Here is a 24,144-nt window from a genome sequence, read left to right as displayed (position 1 = left end):
AGATGGCTGATAGCACAGATATCCGATTATCTGCTCGTGCAAGTCAAGTGGCTGAACGTTTTAAGACGGAAGGCTGGTTTGATAGTGCAAATGAAGCAGCAATTTTTGCGGCTGCATACATTCTTAATACACAATTCGATTCTTTTGATCCATTGGCGTATGTAGTTCCGGATTCAAATGGCTCCAATTATGCATATACTTCTTTTGACAAGGATGGTACATGGGACATACTGCTCAGAACATTGTATCACACCGATATGCCAAGAACTTGTTTAAGAAGTCTCATGGTATATGGGCTTGAATATATTGGCAATCAAATTGATGAGTCCGGAAAGCTTTCTTTGGTAGATTATTTGTAAACAGTAATATCTGACGGGGGTGAAGGATATGGAAGAAAAAGCTTTTGTACAGGGTATTTTTGTAGAAGAAATAAAGAATCGTTTTCTTTGTACGGTAAATATCAAAGGGACAAATGAAATATGCTACATTCCTTCCTCCTGTCGGCTTAGTAACTTTTTGCATATGGAGGGCCGTAAGGTTTTATTATCTCCAGTAGCGTCTCCTAAGGCTCGTACTCGATATAGCGTGTTCGCAATAAAAATTGGGCGACGATATATTCCAATAAATCTTTCGGGGATGAACTCAGTTGTAAAGGAACAGTTATCCAGACGCTGTTTTGCTTTCCTTGGAACAAGAAAAAACATACAAAGAGAACTATTGATTGAAGGCTATAAATGCGATTTGTATTTACCAGAGTCGAAAACAATAATTGAAGTAAAATGTATTCTTTCGCTTGAAGGACAAGCATTCTTTCCAGCTGTATTCTCCGAACGAGCCATTCATCAGTTAAAATGTCTTGAGGATTTGCTTGATAAAGGCTATAAGGTTTGTTATTTGTTTGTTTCATTAAACCCTTCTGTGAGTACACTATCCCTGAATCACCAGATCCCTGAATTTTCAATAGGTTTTAATAACTGCATGGAAAAAGGGATGGTAGTCTATGGTCTTACTGCAATGTTGAGAGGAAATAATATTACTCTAAGCAAAAGAATTGCTGTTGACATTTGAAAACGAGTAAAGCTTTTATCATGAGGTTTAGTCTATGGAAAATGGCACAAAACTGAGAATTCTATATCTTTATCAGCACCTGATTCAGAATACAGATCCAGATCATCCGGAATCAACGGTTGATCTGATGAAGATGTTGAAGGAAAAACACAATATCAAGGTCAGTCGAAACACGATCAGCGATGATCTTCTGATGCTGAGTGACTGTGACCTTCAGGTTGAAGTCATTCATTCAACACAAAACAAGTATTATTTCGATGGACAGCTTTTCAGCATACCGGAATTGAAGATCCTGATAGATGCGGTCTCCTCTTCCAAGTTCATAACCGAGCATAAGAGTGAGGAGCTCATTAACAAGCTTCTTACCCTCGTGCCGAGGCATAGTGCTGTTAAGTTGCGCCGACATATCTACGCCTCTGATCGGGTAAAGTCCGATAATGAACGAGGATATTACATAGTTGATGCCATCAATGAGGCCATCGATACCAAAAGAAAGATATCCTTCTGTTACACGGATTATGACATCAATAAGAACCGCCATCTGACCAACGAGGGTATTCCTTATACTGTCAGTCCGTACACGCTGATGTGGGACGGCGATTATTACTATCTTCGCGGTTACTGTGATGAGCGTCAGGCCATGAGAACCTTCCGTCTTGACCGTATTGCAAAGCAGCCGGATATTCTCCGAGATCCTGCTGTTCCGAAACCGGAGGATTACAGCATTGCGGAGTACAGTAAGTCCGTATTCCGTATGTACGATACCGATGAGCCTCAGGAAGTAACCCTTCTTTGCAAAGAGTCTGTTATGAAGGTGCTAATCGATAATTTCGGATTGGATGTGGATACCACGCCGGTGGATGAAGACCACTTCCAGGCTAAAGTCATGGTTTGTACCAGTCCAACCTTCTATCGTTGGGTATTTGGATTTTGCGGCAGCATGAAAATCATAGGGCCGGAAGCAGTCGTTAAAACATATCATGAGATGGCAAAGGCTGCTCTAGACATGTAATAGAAGGTTTACAGTAGCCACAAAAGAATGGACCTTGTTAATATATTACTCATCTGCATGTTGTAAATAGATGGTCCATGGAGGAAATAGTTTCCATGAATACTACAGAGATAAAATTAGACACAAAACTTGTAGGTGACATTCAGGGGGCCTTTTTTGTCCCTTCCTATCAGAGAGGTTACAGATGGGGAGATACTGAAGTTGTACGCCTACTAGATGATATTTATGCGACTGAAGGTAAACGCAATTATTGTCTCCAGCCCGTTGTTGTCCGCAAGAATGGTGACCAGTTCGAATTGATTGATGGACAGCAGCGCCTAACGACATTATATCTGATCTATCGCTATATGAATGAGGCTAGCTTCGGCTTCATTGATGAACCTCGGTTTTCACTTTCCTATGGCACAAGAGAAAAATCCGAGGAGTTTTTGAAATCAATCGATATTTCCCGCAAGGAAGAGAACATTGATTTCTGGTTCATTTCTTCTGCCTATGAAAGTATTCGCAATTGGTTTGAAAAGCGTGATCGCAAGTCAACGCTGACCAATGTAAACAAATACTTTGATGAAATCGTAAAAGTTATCTGGTATGAGGTCGGTGAAAGTGAGGATGCTATTTCTCTGTTCACTCGATTGAATATTGGTAAGATTCCGCTTACAAGTGCAGAGCTTGTTAAAGCAATGTTCTTGAGCAAAGGTCTCGGAACAGATATGGACAAGGAGAAGCAGGAGGAAATATCTCTCCAGTGGGACAACATGGAGAAGGAACTCCATAATGTTTCTCTTTGGTATTTCCTTACAAATAAAACCAATGTCAGATATCAGACGAGAATTGACCTGGTGTTGGATCTGATTTCAGGTAAGCCTGATGACAATCGCGAGAAATACTACACCTTCTTCAAATTCGATGAAATGCGTCAGTCAAAATCTTTGGATGATATCTGGCGTAAGATCCAGCAGACCTTCCTCCTTTTGAAGGATTGGTTTGAGGATCATGAACTGTACCACAAAATCGGTTATCTGATTGCATCCGGAACAATGTCACTTGGACAGATTTTTGCTTTATCTCAAGGCAAAACAAAGGATGATTTCCGGGCATCTCTTGATGATTATATTCGTCAGAGTATTGCAATCCAGGGTAACTATTCAGAGCTTACATACGAGAAGCATTTGGATCAGAAAAAGATCAGCACGCTTCTTCTGCTCTTTAATGTTGAGTCTGTTCGTCGTAATGGTGAGAATACCCAGTGGTTCCCATTTGATAAATTCAAGTTCAACAAAGGCGGCAAAGTAACTTGGAGCTTGGAGCATATCCATGCCCAGCAGTCTGAAGGTCTCCGAACACAGGAAATGTGGAAGGAATGGCTGCGTCTTCATATTCCTTCCGTTCAGGTTGTGGGCGATGATTGTGCTGAGCTTCTTGCACAGATGCAGGCAGCAATGGATAAAGAAAAGCTTGATAGAACTGAATTCGACCAGCTTCAGCAGCAAGTCATCGAACTGCTTTCTGTAAAAGGCAATGCGGAATATCTGCATTCTATCAGCAATATGGCATTGCTGAATTCCAGTGATAATGCGGCCCTCAATAATTCAACCTTTGATGTAAAGAGAAATGTCATCATTGAGATGGATAAAAGTGGCCAGTACATTCCGTTCTGTACAAGAATGGTCTTTTTGAAATACTATACCCCGTCTGCAGAAAATCAGCTGCATTTCTGGGGACAGGCAGACAGACGAGCTTATGTTGATGCTATCAACGAAGTCCTGAAAGAATATTTGGCTGAGCCAATCACACTAGAGAAGGAGGATGAATAAATGAGTACAGCGCTTCACTCCTTTATCGATATTTTTGATACCGAATTTGGCGAAGGCCAGGATGCAGTACAGCTTAAGAAAATCACCATTCCAATTATTCAGCGCGACTATGCCCAGGGACGTAAGGATCCGGATGTAAACAGGGTTAGAAGTCGTTTCCTGGATTCTCTTTATGCTGCAGTAACTGAAAAGCCGATAACGCTTGATTTCGTTTATGGCGATATCGATGATAAAGGAATTATGACTCCTCTCGATGGTCAGCAACGACTCACAACACTGTTCTTACTGCACTGGTATGCGGCGAGAAAACAGAATATTCCGGCTGAGGAGATGGAATTTCTTAAACGCTTTAGCTATGAAACCCGGTATAGTGCAAGATATTTTTGCCTTGAACTGATTGATTACATTCCGACTTTTACAGGCCCTCTTTCAAAAGAGATTATCAATCAGGCGTGGTTTCCGCTGGACTGGAAGAAGGATTCTACGATCAGCTCCATGCTGGTTATGCTGGATGCTATCGATGCAAAGTTTTCTGATGTGCCGGATCTTTGGGATAAACTGAAGGGCAATGCAATCACTTTCTATTTTCTCCCGATTAAAGACATGGGCCTGACTGACGAGCTTTATATCAAAATGAATTCCAGAGGAAAGCCGCTCACAATGTTTGAGCATTTTAAGGCGGAGCTGGAGCGTGAAATTCGTTCCCAGAATGAAGAGATTGCAAACCGTGTCATTGCGAAAATTGACCGCGAATGGACGGATCTTCTTTGGAAATATCGTGATGGTGGAAATGGTTCATCTGATGATGTCATCACAGATGATGAGTTCCTGCGCTATTTTAAGTTTGTATGCGATATTATCTGCTATAGAAATGGTGAATCGCCGCAGGGCAAGAGTAATGATGAATTTGATCTTCTTCAGCGCTATTTCTCTGCAAAGAATGCAGATTCTCTTAAGAATATAGAGACACTGGAAGGATTTTTTGATTGCTGGTGTAATATTCCGGGCTATGATAACCCGACAGATTTCCTGGCAAGCTTTATGTCTAGCACACATGCGCCTGGCAACATTCTTGTAGAGAATCGTTATAAAATCGATATTTTTGAGGATTGCCTGCATTCCTATTCGGATAAGACCGGAAGAATCAGACAGTTCCCGTTAAATCGTATTGTGCTGCTGTATGCAATTACTATCTATCTTCAGAACAGCGACAGTATCTCAGCTGAGCAATTCGCAAGAAGAATTCGTATCGTCAACAACCTGATCCAGAATTCTGAAGATGAGGTCAGTGACAGAACTGATCGCAATCGTATTCCGGCAATCCTCAGCGAGGTTGATGCCATTATTCTGACGGGCGAGATTGATGAAACCATTGAAAATAACTTCAATGTAAATCAGCTCGCAGAAGAAAAAGAAAAGATTGCTTTTCTTGTGAGCAATCCGGATAAGGCTGAGTCTGTTTTCAAGTTGGAGGACCATTCCATGCTGCGTGGACAGATCAGTATTGTGGGACTGGATCATATTGACTATGTTGACCGCTTTTATTCGCTATTCTCCTGTAAGTGGGACAAGATCGATTGTGCCTTGATGGCGATTGGAAATTACGGTCAGCAGGAAAGAAATAAGTGGAGATATCAGTTTGCATCAAGGGGCATGCTGTATGCCTGGAATGAATTGTTCCATAAGAGCGCAAATGCTGGTTTCGATAATACAAAGCAAGTGTTAATCGAATTGCTTTCCTCTAGAGAAACATTCACAGATGCTGAATTGCAGACAGTGATTGATACTTTTACATCTTCCTGTGAAGAGGAAAAGGTTTATCCTTGGAGATATTACTATGTGAAGTATTCTGTCTTCCGCCCGGCAGCTTATGGAAAACTCAGCAACAGCCATGCCAGCGAGAAGCCGTATCTGTTCTCTGTCATGCAAACGAAAACACAATGGTCATCCAATACCTATATGCCGTATCTGAAGGCTGCTGATGATGCTCATCTTTCAAAAGATTCTATGGGACAACGTCTTGTTTATGGAGATCAACATATTATCTGTGCAAATGATGCGTATATACTCCGTAGCAATGAAGATGAATCAATAATCGATACAGTTCAGGTCTTACAGAATGAGTCTGGTATTGATATCGAGGATAGAATTGAAAAGTTGAAAGCCTACATTGCAACGATAGTAACCTGAGTATGAAATATGGTTATAGAGAAGTTGTTGAGGTGCCCAAAATACCGTGCACCTGCGTTCCACTAAACAATTCACCCCTTGCTTCCCAGAGCAAGGGGTATTATAATACAGTCAATGGAACGATTCGTTCCGTTATCGAGAGAAAGGAATTAAAACCATGAGAGCTATGAGCACAGAAACGATGCAAAACATCATTTCCTATGTTGATCAATACTTCTGCGACAAACATACCACTCCCTCTGTAAATGAGATCGCATTGGGCGTAGGTATTCCTAAAACGACTGCTTTTCGCTACCTGGTCGAAATGGACAACCGCGGAATGCTCGAATACGATGGTAAATCTCGTACCATTCGTACTCCGATGATCAAGAAATTTGCTCCCGATTCTGCCCCCTGTCCTCTCGTCGGATCCATCCCATGTGGTTCCGCGCAGACAGAGGAAGAAAATATCCGTGAATATGTCAGCCTTCCTGTTTCCCTTTTCGGGAATGGCCGGTACTATATTCTGGAGGCTTCCGGTGATTCCATGGTTGATGCGGGTATCGATAGCGGAGATCTGGTCGTTATCAGGACAGACTGCAATGCTGAGATTGGCGATATCGTTGTCGCCCTTACCGGCTATAGCGAAAGTACACTGAAGGTTTACGCAGGAATCGATGAAGATACCCAGGAAGCCATTCTTGAGTATCGGAATCAGGCAAAATATCCGGACGAAGAGATCCGCGTAAAGCAGCTGATCGTCCAGGGCGTAGCCAAGCACGTAATCAAAGCATTATAAACGATATTGTTATCACCGGAGGTGAAGTACGAGATTATGAATACATATGACGTGAAATGCCTGGTATGCGGCGTAGTCAATCACAGCCTATTTCTTGAAGAGACGGATGGCTGGATGGAATGCGAGCACTGTGGTCATACGGCAAAATACTGCTGGGAACCGCAGACAAAAAAACAGATTCCGGTATTTGTAATCCGAAATCTGTAGGCGCAGGTCGTACCTGCCGATTGCGTACACACATGTAGATAAGAAGGGAGTTAAATAAGTGCCACATGAAAACTTTGGATGGCGCTCGAGAAAGATATACTGCCCCAACTGCCGCCAGTTAGTGACTGGCTATGAAGGCAAAGATGGCATAACCCGAATGACCTGCGACAGGTGCAGGACCGTGATGGTCAGCAAATCGATGGGACGCAGGCATGACCGCATTGACATATACGCCCCACGGGGTCAGGAGCGCATTTAATAATTGAATCAATTTGGCATAACGACGGAATGGTTGAGATGAAACATGCTGCGTAAATCCATCTCCAGGTCACATGCTGTAATGATCGGTCAGTTAAACCAGACATACATGAGAGGCTGCCGACAAGACGGGATTCCTATATCCGTAGAATCCCTGCCTTGCCGGTGGTCTTTTTCTTTTTTCGGCAAGGCTTTCGAAACCAAAACATCACATCGAAAGCCTGACATGCATTAAGGGCTGAGGATACATATATTGCTCGATTTCTGATTTTCAGGAAAGCAGTATCGGTACCCTTTCTTTAGTGCACCCATTTTCGGGGACAGGGTCAGGAGCGTACTGTGAGCAATGGTATCCTTTGCTCTTCCGCAGCAGGCGGAAAGGAAAACAGTATGTATTTTGACGCAACCGAATTCGCAGCTCGCCTGAGCACCCTTCGCAAGGCACAGGGAATGACCCAGGAGGAAATGGCCGAAGCACTCAATATCAGTTTGGAGCATCTCAGCAAGATGGAACGCGGTAAGAGAAAACCGTCCATTGACCTGATCATTGCCATGGCCTGCTATTTTCATGTGAGCACCGACTATCTGCTCATGGGAAAAGATCATGACATGGTGGACAGCCGTACGAAGCTTCTGGATGTGGTGACTCAGCTGACGGAAATCGCAAAAAGCTTGTAAGTCTAACAGCAATGCACGAAAAAGCAAGTTCAGAAGAGCAGAATTTGCACGAAAAAGCAAGTTCAAGGCATCACTCGCAAAAAAATCTGCAAATCCGTACAACCAGGGCGGGCAACCCGTACAGCCAGTACCTAAAGAAATCCATCCGCATGGGCTAAACTTGTACATGTAAGGAGCCAAACGACTCCTCTACAGGAACCTTGAAAATTACATACCATTCTTCAGGCACAGCCCTGTGATGGGGAGTCACATCAGCGGATGAACGCAACGATCGCCATTAGAAGGCGGGAGCGTGAACCGGCCTGTAAGTATCGGATTGCTTCCGATATACAGCATTGATCCATCACAGCACAATGATACTTCTGTACGCAGCTCGGTGAGAACCACGGAGGGGTTAGAGTCCCATGGATCTGGTAGCAGCCAGACGCCTGAATGTATTCCCGGCAGGTCAGAGCACCTGTCAGTTCCCAGGGGTGTCGAGGACAAATGTGGGGATAACATATTATTGAGATTAAGCCCTTAGCGGCTTTCTTGGGTGGGAAGCGATATCCCGCCCTTTTACATAGAACCTACATGAGGAGGAGAAAACATGCTTAGAAAAGATTGGAATTATAGACGCGGTGATATCTATCTGGCAGACCTGGGCGAGCATCGCGGAAATATCCAGGGCGGCGTTCGACCGGTTATCAATATTCAGAACAACAGCGGCAATTTCTTCGGTCCGACATTGATCGTCGTGCCGCTTACCACGGAGCTGAAAAAGCTGGGGCAGCCTACACACTGCGTTCTCAAAAAGCAGCGCGGTCTGGATGAAACCTCCATGAGTGAGGCAGAACAGATCGTCACCATCAACAAGTGTCAGGTAATCAAGTATCTGGGGCGCACGAGCAAGAAGCATATGGAGAGCATTGATGACAGCATCCGCGTAAGCCTTCATCTGGATCCGGACGATACCTTACCCATTCCAGAGTGCGTGGAGTTTCCCTGATTTGATATTTACGGAAAAGATGAAAACGGAAAGCGAGGAATGACATATGGAAGCAATTGAGACTTTTGAGTTACCGGCGGAAAATGCAATACCCATCACAGAGAAGCGCTGCTATACCGTTGAGGATCTGCAGATCATCCTCGGCATCAGCCGCGGCACGGTATATAAGCTGTTGGAGCAGCAGGAATTTCGCTGGTTTAAGATTGGAACCGCCTATCGAATTTCAAAGAAGAGCTTCGATGAGTGGTTGGACAACAAGCTGTAAGCTGTCAAGGATGTCGAGCTGTTCTGCGACATCCTAACAATCCGAACGGATAACCGCTACGATGTAGCCAGGTCTTAAGACCTGGCTATCACTTTATAAGGAGGAACCGATATGGATGAAAAGAAAAAGACTACGATGTCCGTTCCGGAGATGCGGCGGATGTTGGGGCTTGGAAAAACCGATTCTTACTGGCTGGTACATAGGCAGTGCTTTGAAACGATCATTGTCGCAGGCAAGATGCGAGTTGTGATTGACAGCTTTGAGCACTGGTATGCAAATCAGATCAAGTACAAGAAGGTGGATGGATCGCCGCCCGGTACGGAGCTCAGAGCATATTCTTACTCAGTTCCGGAGTTGGCGGAGTTGCTCGGTGTGTCCGATGATACGGTTTACACTTTGATCAAGCGGGATCACATTGAGACCTTTGAGGTGGATACCTGGATGCGTATCCGAAAGGATGTTTTTGAGGCATGGTATAAGACGCAGACCAAGTATCGAACCCAAGCGGATCGAGAACGAGATGCAGAACTGGAAGCAGCATCTATGACGATGCCGGAAATGGCCAGACTGCTTTTGATTACCCGGAAGGAAGTCTACAATATCCTTCTTACCGGCAGAGATAAAGATCAGTTTGAGTTTGTCTATATTGCAGACCGTCGGCGCGTAACAAAGGACAGCTTTGAGCGCTGGTATGCCGGTCAGAACAAATATCGCAAACTTTGCGACAGATCCCCGGAGGAGATCATGGCGATTGAGAGAAAGCAGCAGGAAGCAGTGAAGCCTCGTCTCAAGGTGGACGAAACAAAGGCAGCATTTACCCTGCAGGAGGCCGCTGTACTTCTTGACCTTACATACAATGAGGTGCGCAGGCTGATTCAGACCGGAGAAATTGAAGCCAAGAAATACGGACTCAAGTATCTGATTCCTCGAGATGATATTAAGTGGTTCCTGTTTCAGCAGAAACTCGAACGCGAGAACTAGGAAAGGAGTGAAAGACAATGGCATCCATTGTACAGAGAAATAACCGTTACAATGTCGTTTATCTCTATGACGATGAAGCAACCGGCAAGCGAAAGCAGAAATGGGAAAGCTTCAAGACCATGGCTGATGCAAAGCGCCGGAAAGCTGAGATTGAATATCGGCAGGAAATAGGAACTATGGTGATCCATCAGTGCAAGACGGTGGATGAATTGCTGAAAGAGTATGTTGCTCTCTATGGCAAGACCACATGGTCCATGTCCGTCTACGGAAGCAATACCGCTCTGATCGAGCATTACATCTCACCAATCATCGGCAGTATGAAGCTCAGTGACGTGACAGCACGGGTTCTGGAGAAGTATTATATGCAGCTTCTGAAGACTCCTTCCGTGCACCGAATCACTCAGAAAGTGAATTCTAAAAATGTGATTTATGTGGCTCCGCCGACCGTAAGAAAGATACATAACATTCTGCGCAGCGCCTTTCACCAGGCTGTGAAATGGGAGCTTATGGAGAAGAACCCTGCCATGTATGCAACGGTTCCAAAATCCGAAGCGAAAAAACGCGAAATCTGGGATGCTCCTACTCTGTTTCATGCCCTTGAGGTATGTGAGGATGAGCGCCTGAAGCTGGCCATCAACCTGGCATTTGCCTGTTCCCTTCGAATTGGGGAACTGCTTGGCCTGACCTGGGATTGCGTAGACATCTCACCGGAAAGCATTGCCGCCGGAAAAGCCTATGTTTATGTGAATAAAGAACTGCAGCGTGTCGATAAGAGTGTTATGAAGGCTTTGGGCAAGAAGGATGTTCTTCGTGTCTTCCCGGAACTGCGGGAAAGCAATAAAACAGTCCTTGTATTGAAGAAACCGAAGACGGCAACCAGTACCCGCAAGATCTTTCTTCCGAAGACCGTCGCTGAGATGCTGGTAGAGTGGAAGCGAGAGCAGGATTTCACGAAAGAAGCCCTTGGCAATGAATACGCAGATTTCGATCTGGTCATGGCCAATGGCCTGGGCATGCCGACAGAGCAATCCCGCATCACTGCCCTCTTTGCAGAACTGATTGAGAAGAATGATCTGCCAAAGGTCGTCTTTCACAGTCTTCGTCATTCCAGCATCACTTATAAGCTGAAGCTGAACGGCGGCGATATCAAATCGGTTCAGGGTGATTCTGGTCATGCGCAGGCGCAGATGGTTACGGATCAATATTCCCACATTCTTGATGATGACCGTAAGAACAACGCAGCATTGTTTGAGAAAGCCTTTTACAGCGGGAAAGGTTCAGACAGTATTGAGCCACCGGCTGAAACCGGATCCGAAGCAAAAGCAGCCCCTTCAGGTGTGGATCCTGACCTTCTGGCAAAGATACTCAGTAATCCGGAAATGGCAGCGCTGCTGACAAGCCTGGCGAAGAGCCTGAACTAAAATAAGGGCCGGATCACCGGCCCACCACTTACATAGAGAGTATTGTAAACTCGGATTTCATTCGAACCGGGAATGCAATACTCTCTTTTTTATCGTCTTCCCCAGCGAGTGCTTTTCAGGGAGACGTGAGATATTTCGTTTAGGCTTGCGGTTCGACTGCAGATGGATTTTTACTCAAAAATGTGCTAAAATTGGCGGTAGATGAAAAATGTTCTAGTTCCCCTTTTTAGAAAAATCCAAAAAACTGCTAAAATGAACTGGTGAACATCTAACGACACCGGTGAACTTGGACGAACACGGAGCGACTCGGAATACGAAAAAAGCCTGACGGATAGCGACTTTCCTGTACATAGGTGAACACAGATGACAAATGTTCAATGGTTCTCCTAAGCGGAAGGCCGCGCGTTCGAATCGCGCCGGGGACGCCAGCTCGTCGCAAGCGCCATATCGCTTGCGACGAGTTTTTATGCTCCGCATTAAAAACTCATCCCGCGCTCATTCTGCTGCGCCCCGCTTTCGACCGCGATTCGCTGCGCTGGATTCGCGTTCGAGGCGGTATGGAAATCGTCTTTTTCACCGATTGGCGCAGTGCGGCGCTGTTCCGGTCAGCAAAAAAAGGACGGTAACGATAGTTACCGTCCTTTTTGCTCAGTCCTGTATTTCGGGGTCCCGGTCGCGGTTTTCAAAGAACGCCTCATCGGGTTTTTCTTCAGACATCCGGCCCCTTTCCTCCGCATCGGCGGAGAACATCACGGGCGGATAGGGCCTGTCATCGCGCTGCCCCTGCAGCTCGATCTTGTTTTCCTCCACCAGATCCGCAAAAACGGTCACCAGCCCGGGGTCAAACTGCTTGCCGGCTTCCTCCCGCAGGATCCGGACAGCCTCCCGGGGGGGCACTGCGTCCTTGTAGGAACGGACGGAGGTGATGGCGTCAAAGGCATCAGCGATACAGAGAACCCGGCCCATGATGGGGATCTCCTCGCCCGCCAGTCTTCGGGGATAGCCTTTTCCGTCATACCGCTCGTGATGGGAGAGTACCGTGGGGATCACGTAGTCCAGGGAGGGCAGATACCGGATGATGTTCACCGCGTTCTCCACATGCCCCTTCATGATCTCGTACTCCTCCGGCGTCAGCTTGCCGGTCTTGTTGAGAATATCCTCCCGCACGCCGATCTTGCCGATGTCGTGGAGCAGTCCCGCTTCCTTCACGATCTCCACCAGGTCCGGGTCCATGCCGGCGGCCTTTGCCAGCTCGGAGGCGTAATAGGCCACGTTCTGGGAGTGCTGGAAGGTGTAGTGATCCTTGGTATCCACGGCAGCGGTCAGGGCATAGATGGTGCTGGCATGCTCGCTGTAGCCGCTCTTGTATCTGGCGTGCTGCTCTTCCCGCCGGCTGATCTCCGCAGAATACATGAGGACCGCGTTCTTGCCGGAGCGCTTCACCGTATACACGGCCATATCCGCGTTTTTGAACAGTTCCTTGGCGGAAGACGCCATATAGGGCGCCGCGCAGATGCCCACGCTGACCGTCAGTCTGCCGGCGGTCTCGCCGTTGCTGTAATGGTTGATCTCTCCGATCTGGGCCGCCACGTTCTCCGCCAGACATTTGGCGGAATAGATGTCATAGCCCGGCAGGATCAGGGCGAATTCCTTGCCGCCGATGCGGGCCGCATAGCAGTTTTCGCTGATGCTGGCCGACAGGATGCCGGCCACCCGCTGCAGGGCCAAATTGCCCTCCTGGGTGCCGTACAGCTGGTTGTACAGCTTGAAGTCATCCACGTTCAGCAGGCACAGGGACAGCGCCGTATCCTTATACTTCTCAAACTCCCGTTCCAGCAGTTCGAAGAAGAATTTTCGGTTGACCAGGTTGGTCAGGCTGTCCTTTCGGGCGCCCTCCAGGGCCCGCTCATAGGTATATGCGTTTTTGACGGCGCCGGCACAGATGCCGCAGAGGGACTGCAGGAAGTTCATATCGCCGGACTGGTAGGGTTTTTTGTCCTTTTTCCCCGCCAGCATCACCAGGCCGATCAGGTCACCCTCCGCCATCATGGGAACAAAGCACTCGATATCCAGGGTCCTCAGAAGGAGTTTTTCCTTCTCCCACATGCTGCGGTAGACGGTCGTGCGGGAAAATTCCTGCTGGAGCACACAGCTGCCGTGGTTCTTCAGATAAGCCAGCAGGGGATGGTCGGAGCGGACATAGAAGTTCTTCTCCTCCAGCGGGTTGGTGGTATGCTCGATGCGGTACTCCCCATCCAGATCCCGGATGAATACAAAGATGCGGTCCGCATGGACAGCCTCCTGGATCGTATCCGACAGGCCCTGCAAAATAGCGGCAACGCTGAGCATGTGGGTAATGTCCTCACCAAAGTTCTGGATCAGCTCCTGCTGCCTCTGCTCCGTCTGCGCGAAGATGCCGTCCAGCGTCCGGGTGATGAGGAAGTACAGCGCAACGATGACAACCGCCAGCAGCACCGCGATAATGAGCATGGTGAAGGTCCGGTCCAGGCCGGCCCTTTCGGTAAGAAGATCCTCAAAGCGCAGGGCGAACCGTGAAAAGATCAGCGCTCCCAGAATCACAGACAGCGCACAGTAATTGGACTTGGACAGCAGCAGCGTCATGCGCAGCAGCCGCTTTTTATACAGGGCATAGAACAGAAATACCGCATTGATCACGCCGGAGAGGATATCCAGCGGAACACCGGCGAAAACAGGCAGGGTGGCAAGGCCGTGGCCCACGATCATGATGACCACGCCCCAGATCACCGGCACCAGCTGCCGGAAGGCGATCTGGTTTCCCATGCAGTGCCGGCGGATGATAAACGCCAGCTGCAGGAAGGTCAGCACCACAGACAGGAACAGCAGGTAGATGTGCCATTGATAGTGGTAGATGAACTGTGCTTTACCCCCGATGGTCACCACCTCCGGCAGCGGAACAAAGAAGCCCGTCACGCAGTTGACGATGAACATCAGCAGGTAGAACACGGTCCAGAAGGCCCTGCCGTGGCTGTTTTTCTCCTCCAGAAAGTCCAGGATAAAATGATAGTACACCACCGGAAGCAGCATCATGCCCAACAGGGACACATGATGCCAGAGGTAGACCGACGGCCACAGCTGCATCCGCATAAAGAGGGAGCCGCCGTTCCAGAGGATCATCACCGCCAGCATGCCCATGAAGGTATAGAGTACCTTTTTGGTCTTCTGCGCCGTGAAAAACGGCAGAAGCAAAAACAGATAACAGCACAGGGAGATCACTGCTGCCCAACTATATCCATTCATTCAGGAGATCCCCCTTTCCGACGCTGTCGATCCGGTGGCAGATCAGCAGATCATTGATCTCGCAGCTCTCCGGATTCATGGTCCGGATGGGCGCGCCGTACTTCCGCTGATAGGCCTCAAAGGTGCCGCATTTCAGCAGGGTGATCTTCAGAGGGTCCACGCCGAGGATCTTTTTCAGGTCCTCATAGTCCTGGTCCAGATACCGGAAATAGATGCCCAGCTGATCCTGCAGAATACGGATGCTGACGGCACTGTTGATCAGATTGCTGCGCTCCAGTTCCACATACAGATGCAGGTATGGGCGGTTATTTTCGGTGAATTCCTTCTTGGCCGTCCAGGCGGCAATGGGCAGCCGGGACAGCTCGATGGCCTGGTTGATGGACTTCTCCGTAATGCGGGTAAAGCCTGCGATATCAATGATCTGCGGCACACGGTCAATATACTGGAAGCGGGGGATCTGGTTGTTTTCCAGCTGGCTGCCGATGCCGGTGCAGCGGAACACGTCACCCACCCGGTAGCGGGCAAAGGCGCCGCCCTTCAGCACCGTCAGCACGATCTCATAGACCCCGCCGGGCACCACCTCATCCCAGAGGACGGTGTGGGGCTGGTAGCTGGGGTCGGCAATGTTTTTGTCCATCTCATCTTCCGGGATGAACTCATAGAAGCAGGCGTCCGGGAAGAAGTACACGCCCTCCCGGCTCCAGGTCTCGCAGCCGATGCAGGTGGGCTCCGTCCCGGCAAAAATCTCCATGGGTGAAATACCCCACATCCGCTCCAGGTCCGCCTTGTAGCAGCGGTTGTCGGTCCCGGCGCACATAAAGCCCTTCAGTTGGAACAGATCCTTGGGCAGCAGCTCCCGGTTCTCCCGCTGGCACTTCTTCCTGGCCATCAGATACCGGGCCATCATTCCGGGAGAGGTGCTCTCCAGATGCTCCCGCAGGCTCTTTTTCCGGCCCGAAGTCATGGCGCCCACGCTCTGGCTCACATAGTACAGCACGCTGCCCAGACCGAAGAAATACTCGATGCCCTTTTTCATGCCCATCTTGAAGCCCTGGACGTTCCGCTCCTTGAAGGACATGTGGACCGCCTCCTTCACGGAGGGCAGGAACTCGATGTCGATCTCGTCCTTGAACAGCAGCGGCAACAGTCCGGTGACAAAGGGCATGGGAGCCAGGGCGTAGAGCATGTGGTCCGTGACGCTGATGTCAAACTCGCCCTTTTCCCGGCTGGTGGCCAGGATCAGGCAGCTCATAACATTGTGCTTGAAGGTGTCCAGCATGGCCTTGGTGTAGGGCGCCACCTTGATGGGATGGACGCCGCCCTCCCAGGTGGTCTGGACCCACAGCACCGGAGCCCCCGGCAGGGCGCTGACCTGCTTGGACAGCAGTGTGGGGGCATAATCCTCGTAGGTGGTCAGGGGGACCATCTCCCGGAATTCCTCGATGGTGCGGGGGCACTTGCCCTTCAGGATACTCTGGCCCAGTCCGCTGGAGGACCACAGCTCCATCTGCTCCAGCAGCAGCCGCTTCTGGATATTCATGAATTCATCCGTACTGAGGGTCAGGAAGCCGCAATACTCCTCCCAGATCTCCTCTTTCGAATATTCATGGAGCTTTTCCTGAAATCTCATGGTTCCTCCTCCTTGCTGACAGAGCGGCCCCAGGTCTGCCGCGCCCGGCGGATACTGTCCCCTGTGGGGATCAGGAACGGGGCCCTTTGCCGGTAGGCCTCATAGTCGCAAAAGGTTCTGGGGAATGTCATGCGGTCCTGGAACCCGGCATAGGCCAGGTCCAGCAGGGAAAACACCATGCCGTGGACCAGCAGTCTTCCCGGCAGGGCCGCCAGGCCCAGGCACAGGTACAGTCCGAAAAAACACAGGATGCCCGGGTGGCGGCAGAGGGCGTAGGCCCCGCCGTCGTAAGCGTGCCGTCCGGTCTCCTGCTCCCGGTAGGTCTCCTGAAAGGGCAGGGCGAAAAACAGGCAGTACACCAGCGCTGTCAGGCAGGCCGCGGCAGTCAGCAGCAGCACCGCGTCCCCCGGTCCTGAAAAAGCTCCAAGCCGCCAGGCCTCCAGCAGGTCCAGCGCCGTGGCCGTTCCCACCAGCAGAGTGCCCAGGGCGAAGGCGGTGTGCAGCAGCCGGGACTGCCATTTGAAGCTGTTGATGTCATACAGGAGATACAGAAGGAAGCCCCCGATCCCCAGGCTCAGTGCAGGCATGTGTGCTTCTCCTTCAGCCGTCCATCGGCGTCTGTTTTCTGGCGGATATCCCCTGCATACGGGGCTCATAGAGCACGTACTGGTCCTTGCCCAGCTTCTTCGCCTCATACAGGGCGCAGTCCGCGTGGTTCAGCAGCGTCTCATAGTCCGTTCCATCCCCGGGATACATGGCCCCACCGATACTGCCGGAGATCTTGTATTCCACCGTATCGCTGCGGTAGGGATAGCGGAAGACCTCGCACAGCTGCTGCAGCCGCTCTTCCAGGACCTCCCTGGTGATGGCATTCACAAACACCACAAACTCGTCGCCGCCGTACCGGGCCGCCACATCAGAATGGCGGAACACGCCCAGAATGCGTTTGGCCACGCAGCACAGCACATCGTCGCCGAACATATGGCCCAGGGTGTCGTTCACATGCTTGAAATCGTCAATATCGATGAATACGATGGCCGCAGAGGTCAGTTCCTCCCGCTCCATCTGGGTATTGGCAAAATGCTCGAAATACTCCCGGTTGAACAGGCCCGTCAGAGCATCCCGGTTGGCCTTCTCCTTCCAGCGGTCCACCTCTCTCTTCCACCCGGCCATGTTGACCAGGGTGCCGGAGATGACGCCTTCCTGACCGGAGTCCAGACTGTCATCCTCGTGCAGGTGGACATCCAGCCATGTGTAGCGCCCCTCGGACACATAGAACCGCAGGGTGTTCCGCACCCAGCCGTCCTCCCGGCGGCACCGCTCCAGCAGCCGCATAAAGTCGTCCCGGTCATTCTCATGGATCAGTTCAGAGCCCCGGAACAGCGCCTGGGCGTTGGAAAAGACCAGCTGGCTGCCCAGCACCGGAGAAAAAGCGGAAGAAAATACCACCCGGTCCTCGGCGGGCGCGTAGGAGAACATGACCAGATTGCCGTCTGCCAAGCGGACCGCCGGCGGCTTCCGATCTCCGGGCCGGCTGCTCTCGCTCTCCACATACCGCAGCGCACCATCCTGATAGGCGGTCCCCCGGAACTCCTCCGTCGGCATGGGCTTGAAGTAATAGACGCCCTGAACCAGATCGCAGGCCGCCTGCTGGAGATACTGGACCTGGCTGGCGTTGTCCACACCCTCCGCAACGGTACGGATGTGCATCTGCGCCGCCAGTCTGAGAACGGCCTCAATGATATAGCGGCTGCGGCGGTTGTTGTTCTCTCCGTAGAAAAAACTCCGGTCCAGCTTGATGGCGTCCACATCCAGCTCCCGCAGGAGATCCAGAGCGATGAAGCGCTTGCCGAAGTTGTCCAGCGCACACTGGAACCCATAGGAGTGGAGCTCCTCCACCACGGCACGGAGCCGCCGTCGGTCCTCCAGCGAAGCAGGCTCCGCCAGTTCAAATTCCATCAGGCCCGGAGCCACTCCATACCGGCCGCAGATATTGCTGTATGCCTCCGCAAAATTCGGATTCTCCATGCTCTCCCGGGGGAGCTTGACAGAGATTGGGCACAATTCCTTGCCTTCCCGCTTCCACCCGGTCAGGGTGCGGCAAACCTCCTCAAACAGGTAGAGGTCCAGCCGGGAGATCATATGGTATTCCTCCAGCAGCGGGACAAAGGTTCCGGAGGCCAGCATCCCCCGTTCCGGGTGCTTCCAGCGCACCAGCGCCTCCGCGCCGGCGATCCGCCGGTCGCCCAGGCGCACTCTGGGCTGCAAAAACAGCACAAACTCCCGGTTCTGCAGGGCGCGGTCCACCTGATTCACCAGATCCCGGTCCCGGGGGTCCGTCTCATGGGAACTCCCGGTGTAGAAGCGGTAACGCAGGTCGCTGCCCGGCGTTTTCCGCGCCTCGGCTGCCTTTCCCTGCATCTCCAGCAGATCCTCATTGGGTCCCGCCGGTATATAGATGCCGAAACGCAGATCGATATAATAGACGTCCTTCCGGGTCTCGTTGAAGCGGTTCACCGCGTCGCAGATCCGCTTCAGGCGGGCGCGGACCTCATCCTCCTGCCGGTTTTTCAGCAGGAAGTAAAACACATCTCCGGCCATTCTGCCCACAGGCTCATTGCTGCCCAGACTGGTCCGCAGCACATTGTGGATATGGGCCAGCAGGCGCTTGCTGTTCTGAGGTCCGAAGGTCTTTCTGATCTGGTCATAATTCAGGACCTCCATGGAGACCATGGAGTGACAGACCTCTTCCTTTTTCCGCAGCTTTTCCACCGCCAGCTGGAAACCGGCTCCGTTGGTGCCTCCGGTGATGGAATCCACCAAGGCATCCTGCCGGACTTTCTTCAGTTTGGAACGGTACACGATGGCAAGGACCGCCATGACAGCCGCGATCAGTACGGCAGCAGCCGTCAGCAGCCCGTGATCACCTTGCAGAATCTGCATCGTTTGAAACCTCCCCTCCCTGATCATCCCGGCGCCTGCCGAGCTTTTGGTTCTGTCGTTTCAGTGCGCATTTGAATACGATTTTATTTTATCAGCTATTTCAACAAAATTCAATTCTTTTCCGCCCCTTAAGCGGTTACAATATTTAAAACATTTATCATTTTTCTTTTTTTGTGAAACCTATCATCCAAATAAAAAAGCAGCCCCATACATAGGGCTGCTTTTCCCATTCTCTTTTACACACCGTTTTCGGGAGACTGCTCCTTCTCCGCCGACTCCTTCCGGGCCTGCTGCAGGTAATCCGTCTCCTCTGTCTTTCGACTGGGGACGAAATTCTGGGCCGCCGTCTTTTTCTTGCCCTTGCTCCTGGCGTAGAAAAAGCCGGTGACGGAGAACACCACGGCGCCGACGAAGTTCACGGACAGGTCCTTCATGGTGTCAATAATGCCGATGTCCAGATAGCCGCCCAGACCCAGGCTCTCCCCGTTGATGACCACGTCCTGAATGTCCTTCACTGCCACCACCTTGTTGGTGCGGGTGGTGTCCAGCGCCACGGTGTACAGATTGTGGATGATGGTGTCCTTCTGCATATCCGTGTGGAAGAAATAGTCCATGCCGAACTCGAAGAACTCCCACAGCACACCGATGGTCATGGAGAAGCAGAAGGCCATCAGTGCCAGGAAGAATGGTGACAGGTCGAAGGTCAGCCGCTCGTCGTCGTTCAGCAGCAAGACCATGGAGAAGCCCACCGCCGCCGCCAGGAAGCCGTTGAGGGTGTGGAGCATGGTGTCCCAGTGGGGGACGTTCACGTAAAAGGCGTTGACCTCGCCCAGAATCTCCGCCGCGAAAATGAAGCACAGAATGGTGATCTCCAGGGCTGGCGGCAGCTCGATGTGCAGCTTCACCTGGATCCAGCTGGGGACATAGAGCAGTACGATGGTCAGGATACAGAAGAACGCGCCCTCATAGTTGCGCAGCATGATCTGACGCACCAGGGATACCAGCACCAGAACACGCAGCACATAGAAGACAATAAACGAATTGCGGTGCTCCCGCAGCTCCCGCGCCATAGCATGCCGGAAATTCTTCTTTTCCGTCTTCTTCTCCTGCTTCGTCATCTTTTTCAAAGCGATTCCTCCCTTGCCAGCGCTGTATTTTCTATTATATCAGCTTTCCTCGAAAATGCAAAAACAATCGCCCGGGACGGCGGTCCCGGGCGATGCAGGGGCAGATTCAGCGGACGGAGAACTTGTTCCAGAAGCTCAGCAGCCCCGCCTTGAAGCACAGCAGCATGGACACCACGGCGCCGAAGGTGGCCTGGAACACCTGGAAGGGGAACTTCAGCACGGCAGCCTCCGGCGTGGCGTACACATAGGCACGGCCAATGGAGTAGCCCACCACGTTGATGATCACGCCCAGGATGACGCCCACCAGGGCAGCACGGCCGCGGCGTTCACCGAACAGCTTGTGGGCACACAGGGACACCACCACGGCCTGGAGGCCATGGGTCACCAGGGAGACGAACATGGGAGCGGGATAGAAGAAAAAGTCGCCCAGGAAAGCGCCCACGCCGCCCACGATGAAAGCACCCAGGGGGTCCAGCAGGATGGCGGCGGTGCAGATGACGGCGTCGTTCAGATACAGGTGGCCGCCGGGAACGGGAATGCTGAAGGAACTCATGGCGATGTTCAGGGCCATCAGCATGGCGGTGACGGTCAGCCACTTGACCGGACGGACCTTGCGCAGATCAGTTGCAGAAGACATATGGAAAACCTTCTTTCATATCGTTTTCCATATTCTATCCCCAATGTGGTTTTATCGAAAGTATCAAAATGAGAAAATTTTATAAGGTCAGATGTTGAACCCTTTTACTTCCGCTTGCCCAGGCGGATGCACTCCAGGCAGTAGGACACCTGCTGCAGCAGCCAGATGAAGCACACGATGAATGTGGGCATCAGCAGACTGAAGTTGAACGCATAGCTCAACAGCAACAGGGCTCCCCACAGGATGGGGCAGGCGGTGCTCACCACGTTGAAGGCCTTGTAGGCCGCCCGGCCGATCTGCTTCTGCTCCGCCTCGTCACAGCTCTCAAACCACTTCTTCTTGAACTTCGTGTCATAGACGCTGCCCTTTTTCTCCGGGTTCATCTTCCGGGTCAGGTCCACGATCTTCTGCTGGGCAAAGACCAGCAGGAAGATGGAGACGAGGAAAAACAGGACGCTCCACAGCGCCGTCATATTATGCGCGGACTGTGCCACGGCGAAGAAGAACATATCCAGCACCAGCTGGGCGGCAGTCAGTAACAAAGCCCAGTTCAGCTTCTGATTCGCCCGGTCCATCACATCGTCATCCTCGCCGTCCCAGCCGGTGTAAAGGGCTTTTGCCCCACGGTACAGCCACAGGATCAGTACCATGGACACCACCGAGGTACCCAGCAGCGCCCAGGGGGCGGCGGCAATCAGGCCATCGGCAACAACCGCGGCGATGACCTCCGAGAGGTTGTCATGGCCCAGCCAGCCGGCGGCAAAGCCCAGCACGCCGCCGAAGATGGCAGCCACAAACAAAATCAGCAGATACTTGGGCAGGGCCTTGCGGTTATCCTTTTTCACAGTGTTATTCTCCATCGTTTTCATCCTCCTCATAGGAAAAAATATCCTCCACAGACACCTGGCAGATCTTGGCGATCTTCAGCGCCAGGGTCACCGACGGGGAGTAGTCTCCCCGCTCGATCTGGCTGATGGTCTGACGGGATACCCCCGCCAGAGCCCCCATCTCCTGCTGGTTCACACCAAGACGGGCACGGTACTCTTTCAAACGGTTATACAGCGGCATAGGCCGGTCTCCTTTCCTGACAACTTTCCAAGTCAAGTTGACAATTATTCTTGTCAAACATAAGATAGCACTGACAAGGATTCTTGTCAATACCCGAAATAAAAAATCTCCGGAAAATTTTCCCGGAGATTTTTGGACCATCATTTTTTCATGGGTGGAGGCGGGTCCCGCCACTTGGCGGCGGGGACCTTCTTCTCCGCCAGCCGCCCCTTCACGAAGTCCCGGAACAGGGCGTACAGCACGGAGCAGAGGGGGATGAAAAACAGCATGCCCGCCACGCCCATGAGCTTGCCGCCCAACGTGACGGCGGCCAACACCCAGATGGAGGGCAGCCCCACGGAGGAGCCCACCACATGGGGATAGATCAGGTTGCCCTCGATCTGCTGGAGCACCAGGAACAGGATCACGAACACCACGGCCTTCCAGGGGTCCGTGACGGCGATGAGCAGCGCGCCCACGCCGCAGCCGATGAAGGCGCCCACAATGGGGATCAGGGCCGTCAGGGCAATGAGGACCCCCACCAGCACGGCGTAGGGCAGGCGGAAGATGGACATGGCGATGACGAACAGTGTGCCCAGGATCACCGCCTCGGTACACTGGCCGGAGAGGAAGCTGGAGAAGGTGCGGTTTGCCAGCCGCAGGACCTCCAGGGCCCGGTCCGCCCGCTTCACGGGCAGCAGGCCGTAGAGCACCTGCCGGCCCTGGCGGGACAGCTTTTCCTTTTGCAGCAGGATGTAGAAGGAGAAGATCAGCCCGATGACAAAGGTGCTGACGCCGCTGACCACGCCGCCAATGAGCCCGCCGCCGGTGGACAGCAGGCTGCCGCCCCAGGACTGGGCCAGCTGAATGGCCTTCTGGGACAGGGTCTTCCAGTCGATGGACAGGTCCTGGACCCAGGTCTCGATCTGGGGCAGGTACTGCTCCAGCCCCAGAAGCCAGTCATACAGCCGGTCAAAGGCCGCCGGGGCCTGACTGGCAATGGACTTGACCGCGTCCCGGACACCGGGGCCGATGACACAGGAGGCCAGCACCAGCACGCCGATGACCGCAACCAGGGTCAGCACCAGGGCCAGAGGCCGGCGTGCCCCGGCGCCCCGCCTGGCGTTGGGAAACAGGTGCCGCTCCATAGCCCGCATGGGCACATTCAGGATAAAGGCGATGGCGGCCCCCAGCAGGAAGGGCGCCAGAATGCCCGCCAGCCAGCCCAGAGCACGGGCCACCACGGCCAGATGCTGCAGGGCGGCGTAGAAAGCCGCGCCGCCGCAGACCACCAGCAGCAGGCCCTTGATATTCTGTCGGTTCCACTCCATAGGCTCAGCCCTTGCGGCACAGCTCCGCCGCGTGGAGGTAGCCCCGGGCGGACTCCCGGTTGCCCTCGATCTCCGCCTCCGTCAGGGGGCGGACCACCTTGGCGGGGCTGCCCAGCAGCATGGACCCGGCGGGGGCGTCCATCTTGCCGGTGACCAATGCCCCGGCACCCACAATGCAGTTGTCGCCGATCTTGGCGCCGTTCAGCACCACGGCGCCCATGCCGATCAGCACGTTGTCCCCCACGGTGCAGCCGTGGACGATGGCGTTGTGGCCGATGGTGCAGCCCTTGCCCACCACCGTCTCTTCATGGAGCACGGCGCCGTCCTGGATGTTGGTGTCCTCTCCCACGGTGATGGCGCCCTCGTCGCCCCGCAGGACGGCGTTGTACCACACACTGACGCCCTTGGCCAGGGTCACGTCGCCCACCACGCAGGCGCCGTCGCAGATCAATACATTCTCGTCTGTCTCTCTCAGCTTATACATGTTGCT

21 protein-coding genes are annotated in these 24,144 nt (G+C 52.0%); 11 read left to right on the top strand and 10 right to left on the bottom strand.

Features of this window, described 5'->3' with window-relative positions; translation table 11 throughout:
• Positions 1 to 2 precede the first annotated feature (2 nt).
• The 11 genes from JQM66_RS01250 (at position 3) to JQM66_RS01200 (ending at position 11,660) form a co-directional block, all read left to right on the top strand.
• The gene (locus tag JQM66_RS01250; protein WP_235228000.1) at positions 3 to 359 is read left to right on the top strand and encodes a hypothetical protein; all 357 of its coding nucleotides are present in this window, start codon (positions 3 to 5) and stop codon (positions 357 to 359) included.
• A 28-nt stretch (positions 360 to 387) separates the two neighbouring features.
• Complete coding sequence (locus tag JQM66_RS01245; RefSeq protein ID WP_235227999.1) at positions 388 to 1,068, top strand: DNA/RNA nuclease SfsA; 681 nt, start codon at positions 388 to 390, stop codon at positions 1,066 to 1,068.
• A gap of 34 nt (positions 1,069 to 1,102) precedes the next feature.
• A complete protein-coding gene (locus JQM66_RS01240; protein WP_235227998.1) occupies positions 1,103 to 2,080 on the top strand; it encodes a helix-turn-helix transcriptional regulator in 978 nt (325 codons plus the stop codon).
• A 95-nt stretch (positions 2,081 to 2,175) separates the two neighbouring features.
• The gene (locus tag JQM66_RS01235) at positions 2,176 to 3,894 is read left to right on the top strand and encodes a DUF262 domain-containing protein (RefSeq protein WP_235227997.1); all 1,719 of its coding nucleotides are present in this window, start codon (positions 2,176 to 2,178) and stop codon (positions 3,892 to 3,894) included.
• Entirely contained in the window at positions 3,895 to 6,084 is a 2,190-nt protein-coding gene (locus JQM66_RS01230) for a DUF262 domain-containing protein (protein ID WP_235227996.1), read from the top strand.
• A 157-nt stretch (positions 6,085 to 6,241) separates the two neighbouring features.
• Entirely contained in the window at positions 6,242 to 6,862 is a 621-nt protein-coding gene (locus tag JQM66_RS01225; protein WP_055174950.1) for a LexA family protein, read from the top strand.
• Between the two features lie 804 nt (positions 6,863 to 7,666).
• Positions 7,667 to 8,005 (top strand): helix-turn-helix domain-containing protein, encoded by a 339-nt coding sequence (locus JQM66_RS01220; RefSeq protein WP_235227995.1) that lies wholly within the window; start codon positions 7,667 to 7,669, stop codon positions 8,003 to 8,005.
• Positions 8,006 to 8,594: 589 nt separating this feature from the next.
• Positions 8,595 to 8,993 (top strand): type II toxin-antitoxin system PemK/MazF family toxin, encoded by a 399-nt coding sequence (locus JQM66_RS01215; RefSeq protein ID WP_235227994.1) that lies wholly within the window; start codon positions 8,595 to 8,597, stop codon positions 8,991 to 8,993.
• Positions 8,994 to 9,039: 46 nt separating this feature from the next.
• Positions 9,040 to 9,258 (top strand): helix-turn-helix domain-containing protein, encoded by a 219-nt coding sequence (locus JQM66_RS01210; protein ID WP_268824265.1) that lies wholly within the window; start codon positions 9,040 to 9,042, stop codon positions 9,256 to 9,258.
• A 111-nt stretch (positions 9,259 to 9,369) separates the two neighbouring features.
• Positions 9,370 to 10,239, top strand: coding sequence for a helix-turn-helix domain-containing protein (locus JQM66_RS01205; RefSeq protein ID WP_235227993.1), 870 nt, complete (start codon positions 9,370 to 9,372; stop codon positions 10,237 to 10,239).
• 17 nt (positions 10,240 to 10,256) lie between these two features.
• Positions 10,257 to 11,660, top strand: coding sequence for a tyrosine-type recombinase/integrase (locus JQM66_RS01200; RefSeq protein WP_235227992.1), 1,404 nt, complete (start codon positions 10,257 to 10,259; stop codon positions 11,658 to 11,660).
• Positions 11,661 to 12,308: 648 nt separating this feature from the next.
• Here JQM66_RS01200 and JQM66_RS01195 read toward each other — a convergent pair.
• The 10 genes from JQM66_RS01195 to JQM66_RS01150 all read right to left on the bottom strand — a co-directional run bounded on the left by JQM66_RS01195 (position 12,309) and on the right by JQM66_RS01150 (position 24,138).
• On the bottom strand, positions 12,309 to 14,939 hold the full coding sequence (locus tag JQM66_RS01195) for an HD domain-containing phosphohydrolase (RefSeq protein WP_235227991.1): 2,631 nt from the start codon (positions 14,937 to 14,939) through the stop codon (positions 12,309 to 12,311).
• Positions 14,926 to 16,569 (bottom strand): GH3 domain-containing protein, encoded by a 1,644-nt coding sequence (locus JQM66_RS01190; RefSeq protein ID WP_235227990.1) that lies wholly within the window; start codon positions 16,567 to 16,569, stop codon positions 14,926 to 14,928. The genes JQM66_RS01195 and JQM66_RS01190 overlap by 14 nt, the downstream gene beginning before the upstream one ends.
• On the bottom strand, positions 16,566 to 17,156 hold the full coding sequence (locus JQM66_RS01185; RefSeq protein WP_235227989.1) for a hypothetical protein: 591 nt from the start codon (positions 17,154 to 17,156) through the stop codon (positions 16,566 to 16,568). The genes JQM66_RS01190 and JQM66_RS01185 overlap by 4 nt, the downstream gene beginning before the upstream one ends.
• A gap of 13 nt (positions 17,157 to 17,169) precedes the next feature.
• On the bottom strand, positions 17,170 to 19,512 hold the full coding sequence (locus tag JQM66_RS01180) for a bifunctional diguanylate cyclase/phosphodiesterase (protein WP_235227988.1): 2,343 nt from the start codon (positions 19,510 to 19,512) through the stop codon (positions 17,170 to 17,172).
• Positions 19,513 to 19,748: 236 nt separating this feature from the next.
• Positions 19,749 to 20,630 carry a hypothetical protein gene (locus JQM66_RS01175; RefSeq protein WP_235228062.1) on the bottom strand — a complete coding sequence of 294 codons (882 nt, stop codon included), beginning with the start codon at positions 20,628 to 20,630 and terminating at the stop codon, positions 19,749 to 19,751.
• A gap of 115 nt (positions 20,631 to 20,745) precedes the next feature.
• A complete protein-coding gene (locus JQM66_RS01170; RefSeq protein ID WP_235227987.1) occupies positions 20,746 to 21,276 on the bottom strand; it encodes an ECF transporter S component in 531 nt (176 codons plus the stop codon).
• A gap of 104 nt (positions 21,277 to 21,380) precedes the next feature.
• A complete protein-coding gene (locus tag JQM66_RS01165) occupies positions 21,381 to 22,136 on the bottom strand; it encodes a DUF3169 family protein (protein WP_235227986.1) in 756 nt (251 codons plus the stop codon).
• Entirely contained in the window at positions 22,126 to 22,344 is a 219-nt protein-coding gene (locus JQM66_RS01160) for a helix-turn-helix transcriptional regulator (protein WP_235227985.1), read from the bottom strand. The genes JQM66_RS01165 and JQM66_RS01160 overlap by 11 nt, the downstream gene beginning before the upstream one ends.
• Before the next feature lie 140 nt (positions 22,345 to 22,484).
• Positions 22,485 to 23,654, bottom strand: a complete 1,170-nt coding sequence (locus JQM66_RS01155) for an AI-2E family transporter (protein WP_235227984.1) — start codon at positions 23,652 to 23,654, stop codon at positions 22,485 to 22,487.
• A 4-nt stretch (positions 23,655 to 23,658) separates the two neighbouring features.
• Positions 23,659 to 24,138: a gamma carbonic anhydrase family protein gene (locus JQM66_RS01150; protein ID WP_235227983.1), complete on the bottom strand. Its 480-nt coding sequence runs from the start codon at positions 24,136 to 24,138 to the stop codon at positions 23,659 to 23,661.
• Positions 24,139 to 24,144: the final 6 nt, after the last annotated feature.

This window comes from Oscillibacter valericigenes, from assembly GCF_021531915.1.
Taxonomy (GTDB): domain Bacteria; phylum Bacillota; class Clostridia; order Oscillospirales; family Oscillospiraceae; genus Oscillibacter; species Oscillibacter valericigenes_A.
This window is presented reverse-complemented; position numbering and strand designations above follow the sequence as displayed.

Bases quoted from the DNA above. Each gene is read 5' to 3' on its own strand.
- JQM66_RS01195 (WP_235227991.1), bottom strand. From the start codon at position 14,939: ATGAATGGATATAGTTGGGCAGCAGTGATCTCCCTGTGCTGTTATCTG.
- JQM66_RS01175 (WP_235228062.1), bottom strand. From the start codon at position 20,630: ATGACGAAGCAGGAGAAGAAGACGGAAAAGAAGAATTTCCGGCATGCT.
- JQM66_RS01225 (WP_055174950.1), top strand. From the start codon at position 6,242: ATGAGAGCTATGAGCACAGAAACGATGCAAAACATCATTTCCTATGTT.
- JQM66_RS01215 (WP_235227994.1), top strand. From the start codon at position 8,595: ATGCTTAGAAAAGATTGGAATTATAGACGCGGTGATATCTATCTGGCA.
- JQM66_RS01180 (WP_235227988.1), bottom strand. From the start codon at position 19,512: ATGCAGATTCTGCAAGGTGATCACGGGCTGCTGACGGCTGCTGCCGTA.
- JQM66_RS01240 (WP_235227998.1), top strand. From the start codon at position 1,103: ATGGAAAATGGCACAAAACTGAGAATTCTATATCTTTATCAGCACCTG.
- JQM66_RS01165 (WP_235227986.1), bottom strand. From the start codon at position 22,136: ATGGAGAATAACACTGTGAAAAAGGATAACCGCAAGGCCCTGCCCAAG.
- JQM66_RS01210 (WP_268824265.1), top strand. From the start codon at position 9,040: ATGGAAGCAATTGAGACTTTTGAGTTACCGGCGGAAAATGCAATACCC.
- JQM66_RS01200 (WP_235227992.1), top strand. From the start codon at position 10,257: ATGGCATCCATTGTACAGAGAAATAACCGTTACAATGTCGTTTATCTC.
- JQM66_RS01160 (WP_235227985.1), bottom strand. From the start codon at position 22,344: ATGCCGCTGTATAACCGTTTGAAAGAGTACCGTGCCCGTCTTGGTGTG.
- JQM66_RS01190 (WP_235227990.1), bottom strand. From the start codon at position 16,569: ATGAGATTTCAGGAAAAGCTCCATGAATATTCGAAAGAGGAGATCTGG.
- JQM66_RS01235 (WP_235227997.1), top strand. From the start codon at position 2,176: ATGAATACTACAGAGATAAAATTAGACACAAAACTTGTAGGTGACATT.
- JQM66_RS01170 (WP_235227987.1), bottom strand. From the start codon at position 21,276: ATGTCTTCTGCAACTGATCTGCGCAAGGTCCGTCCGGTCAAGTGGCTG.
- JQM66_RS01155 (WP_235227984.1), bottom strand. From the start codon at position 23,654: ATGGAGTGGAACCGACAGAATATCAAGGGCCTGCTGCTGGTGGTCTGC.
- JQM66_RS01185 (WP_235227989.1), bottom strand. From the start codon at position 17,156: ATGCCTGCACTGAGCCTGGGGATCGGGGGCTTCCTTCTGTATCTCCTG.
- JQM66_RS01205 (WP_235227993.1), top strand. From the start codon at position 9,370: ATGGATGAAAAGAAAAAGACTACGATGTCCGTTCCGGAGATGCGGCGG.
- JQM66_RS01230 (WP_235227996.1), top strand. From the start codon at position 3,895: ATGAGTACAGCGCTTCACTCCTTTATCGATATTTTTGATACCGAATTT.
- JQM66_RS01250 (WP_235228000.1), top strand. From the start codon at position 3: ATGGCTGATAGCACAGATATCCGATTATCTGCTCGTGCAAGTCAAGTG.
- JQM66_RS01245 (WP_235227999.1), top strand. From the start codon at position 388: ATGGAAGAAAAAGCTTTTGTACAGGGTATTTTTGTAGAAGAAATAAAG.
- JQM66_RS01150 (WP_235227983.1), bottom strand. From the start codon at position 24,138: ATGTATAAGCTGAGAGAGACAGACGAGAATGTATTGATCTGCGACGGC.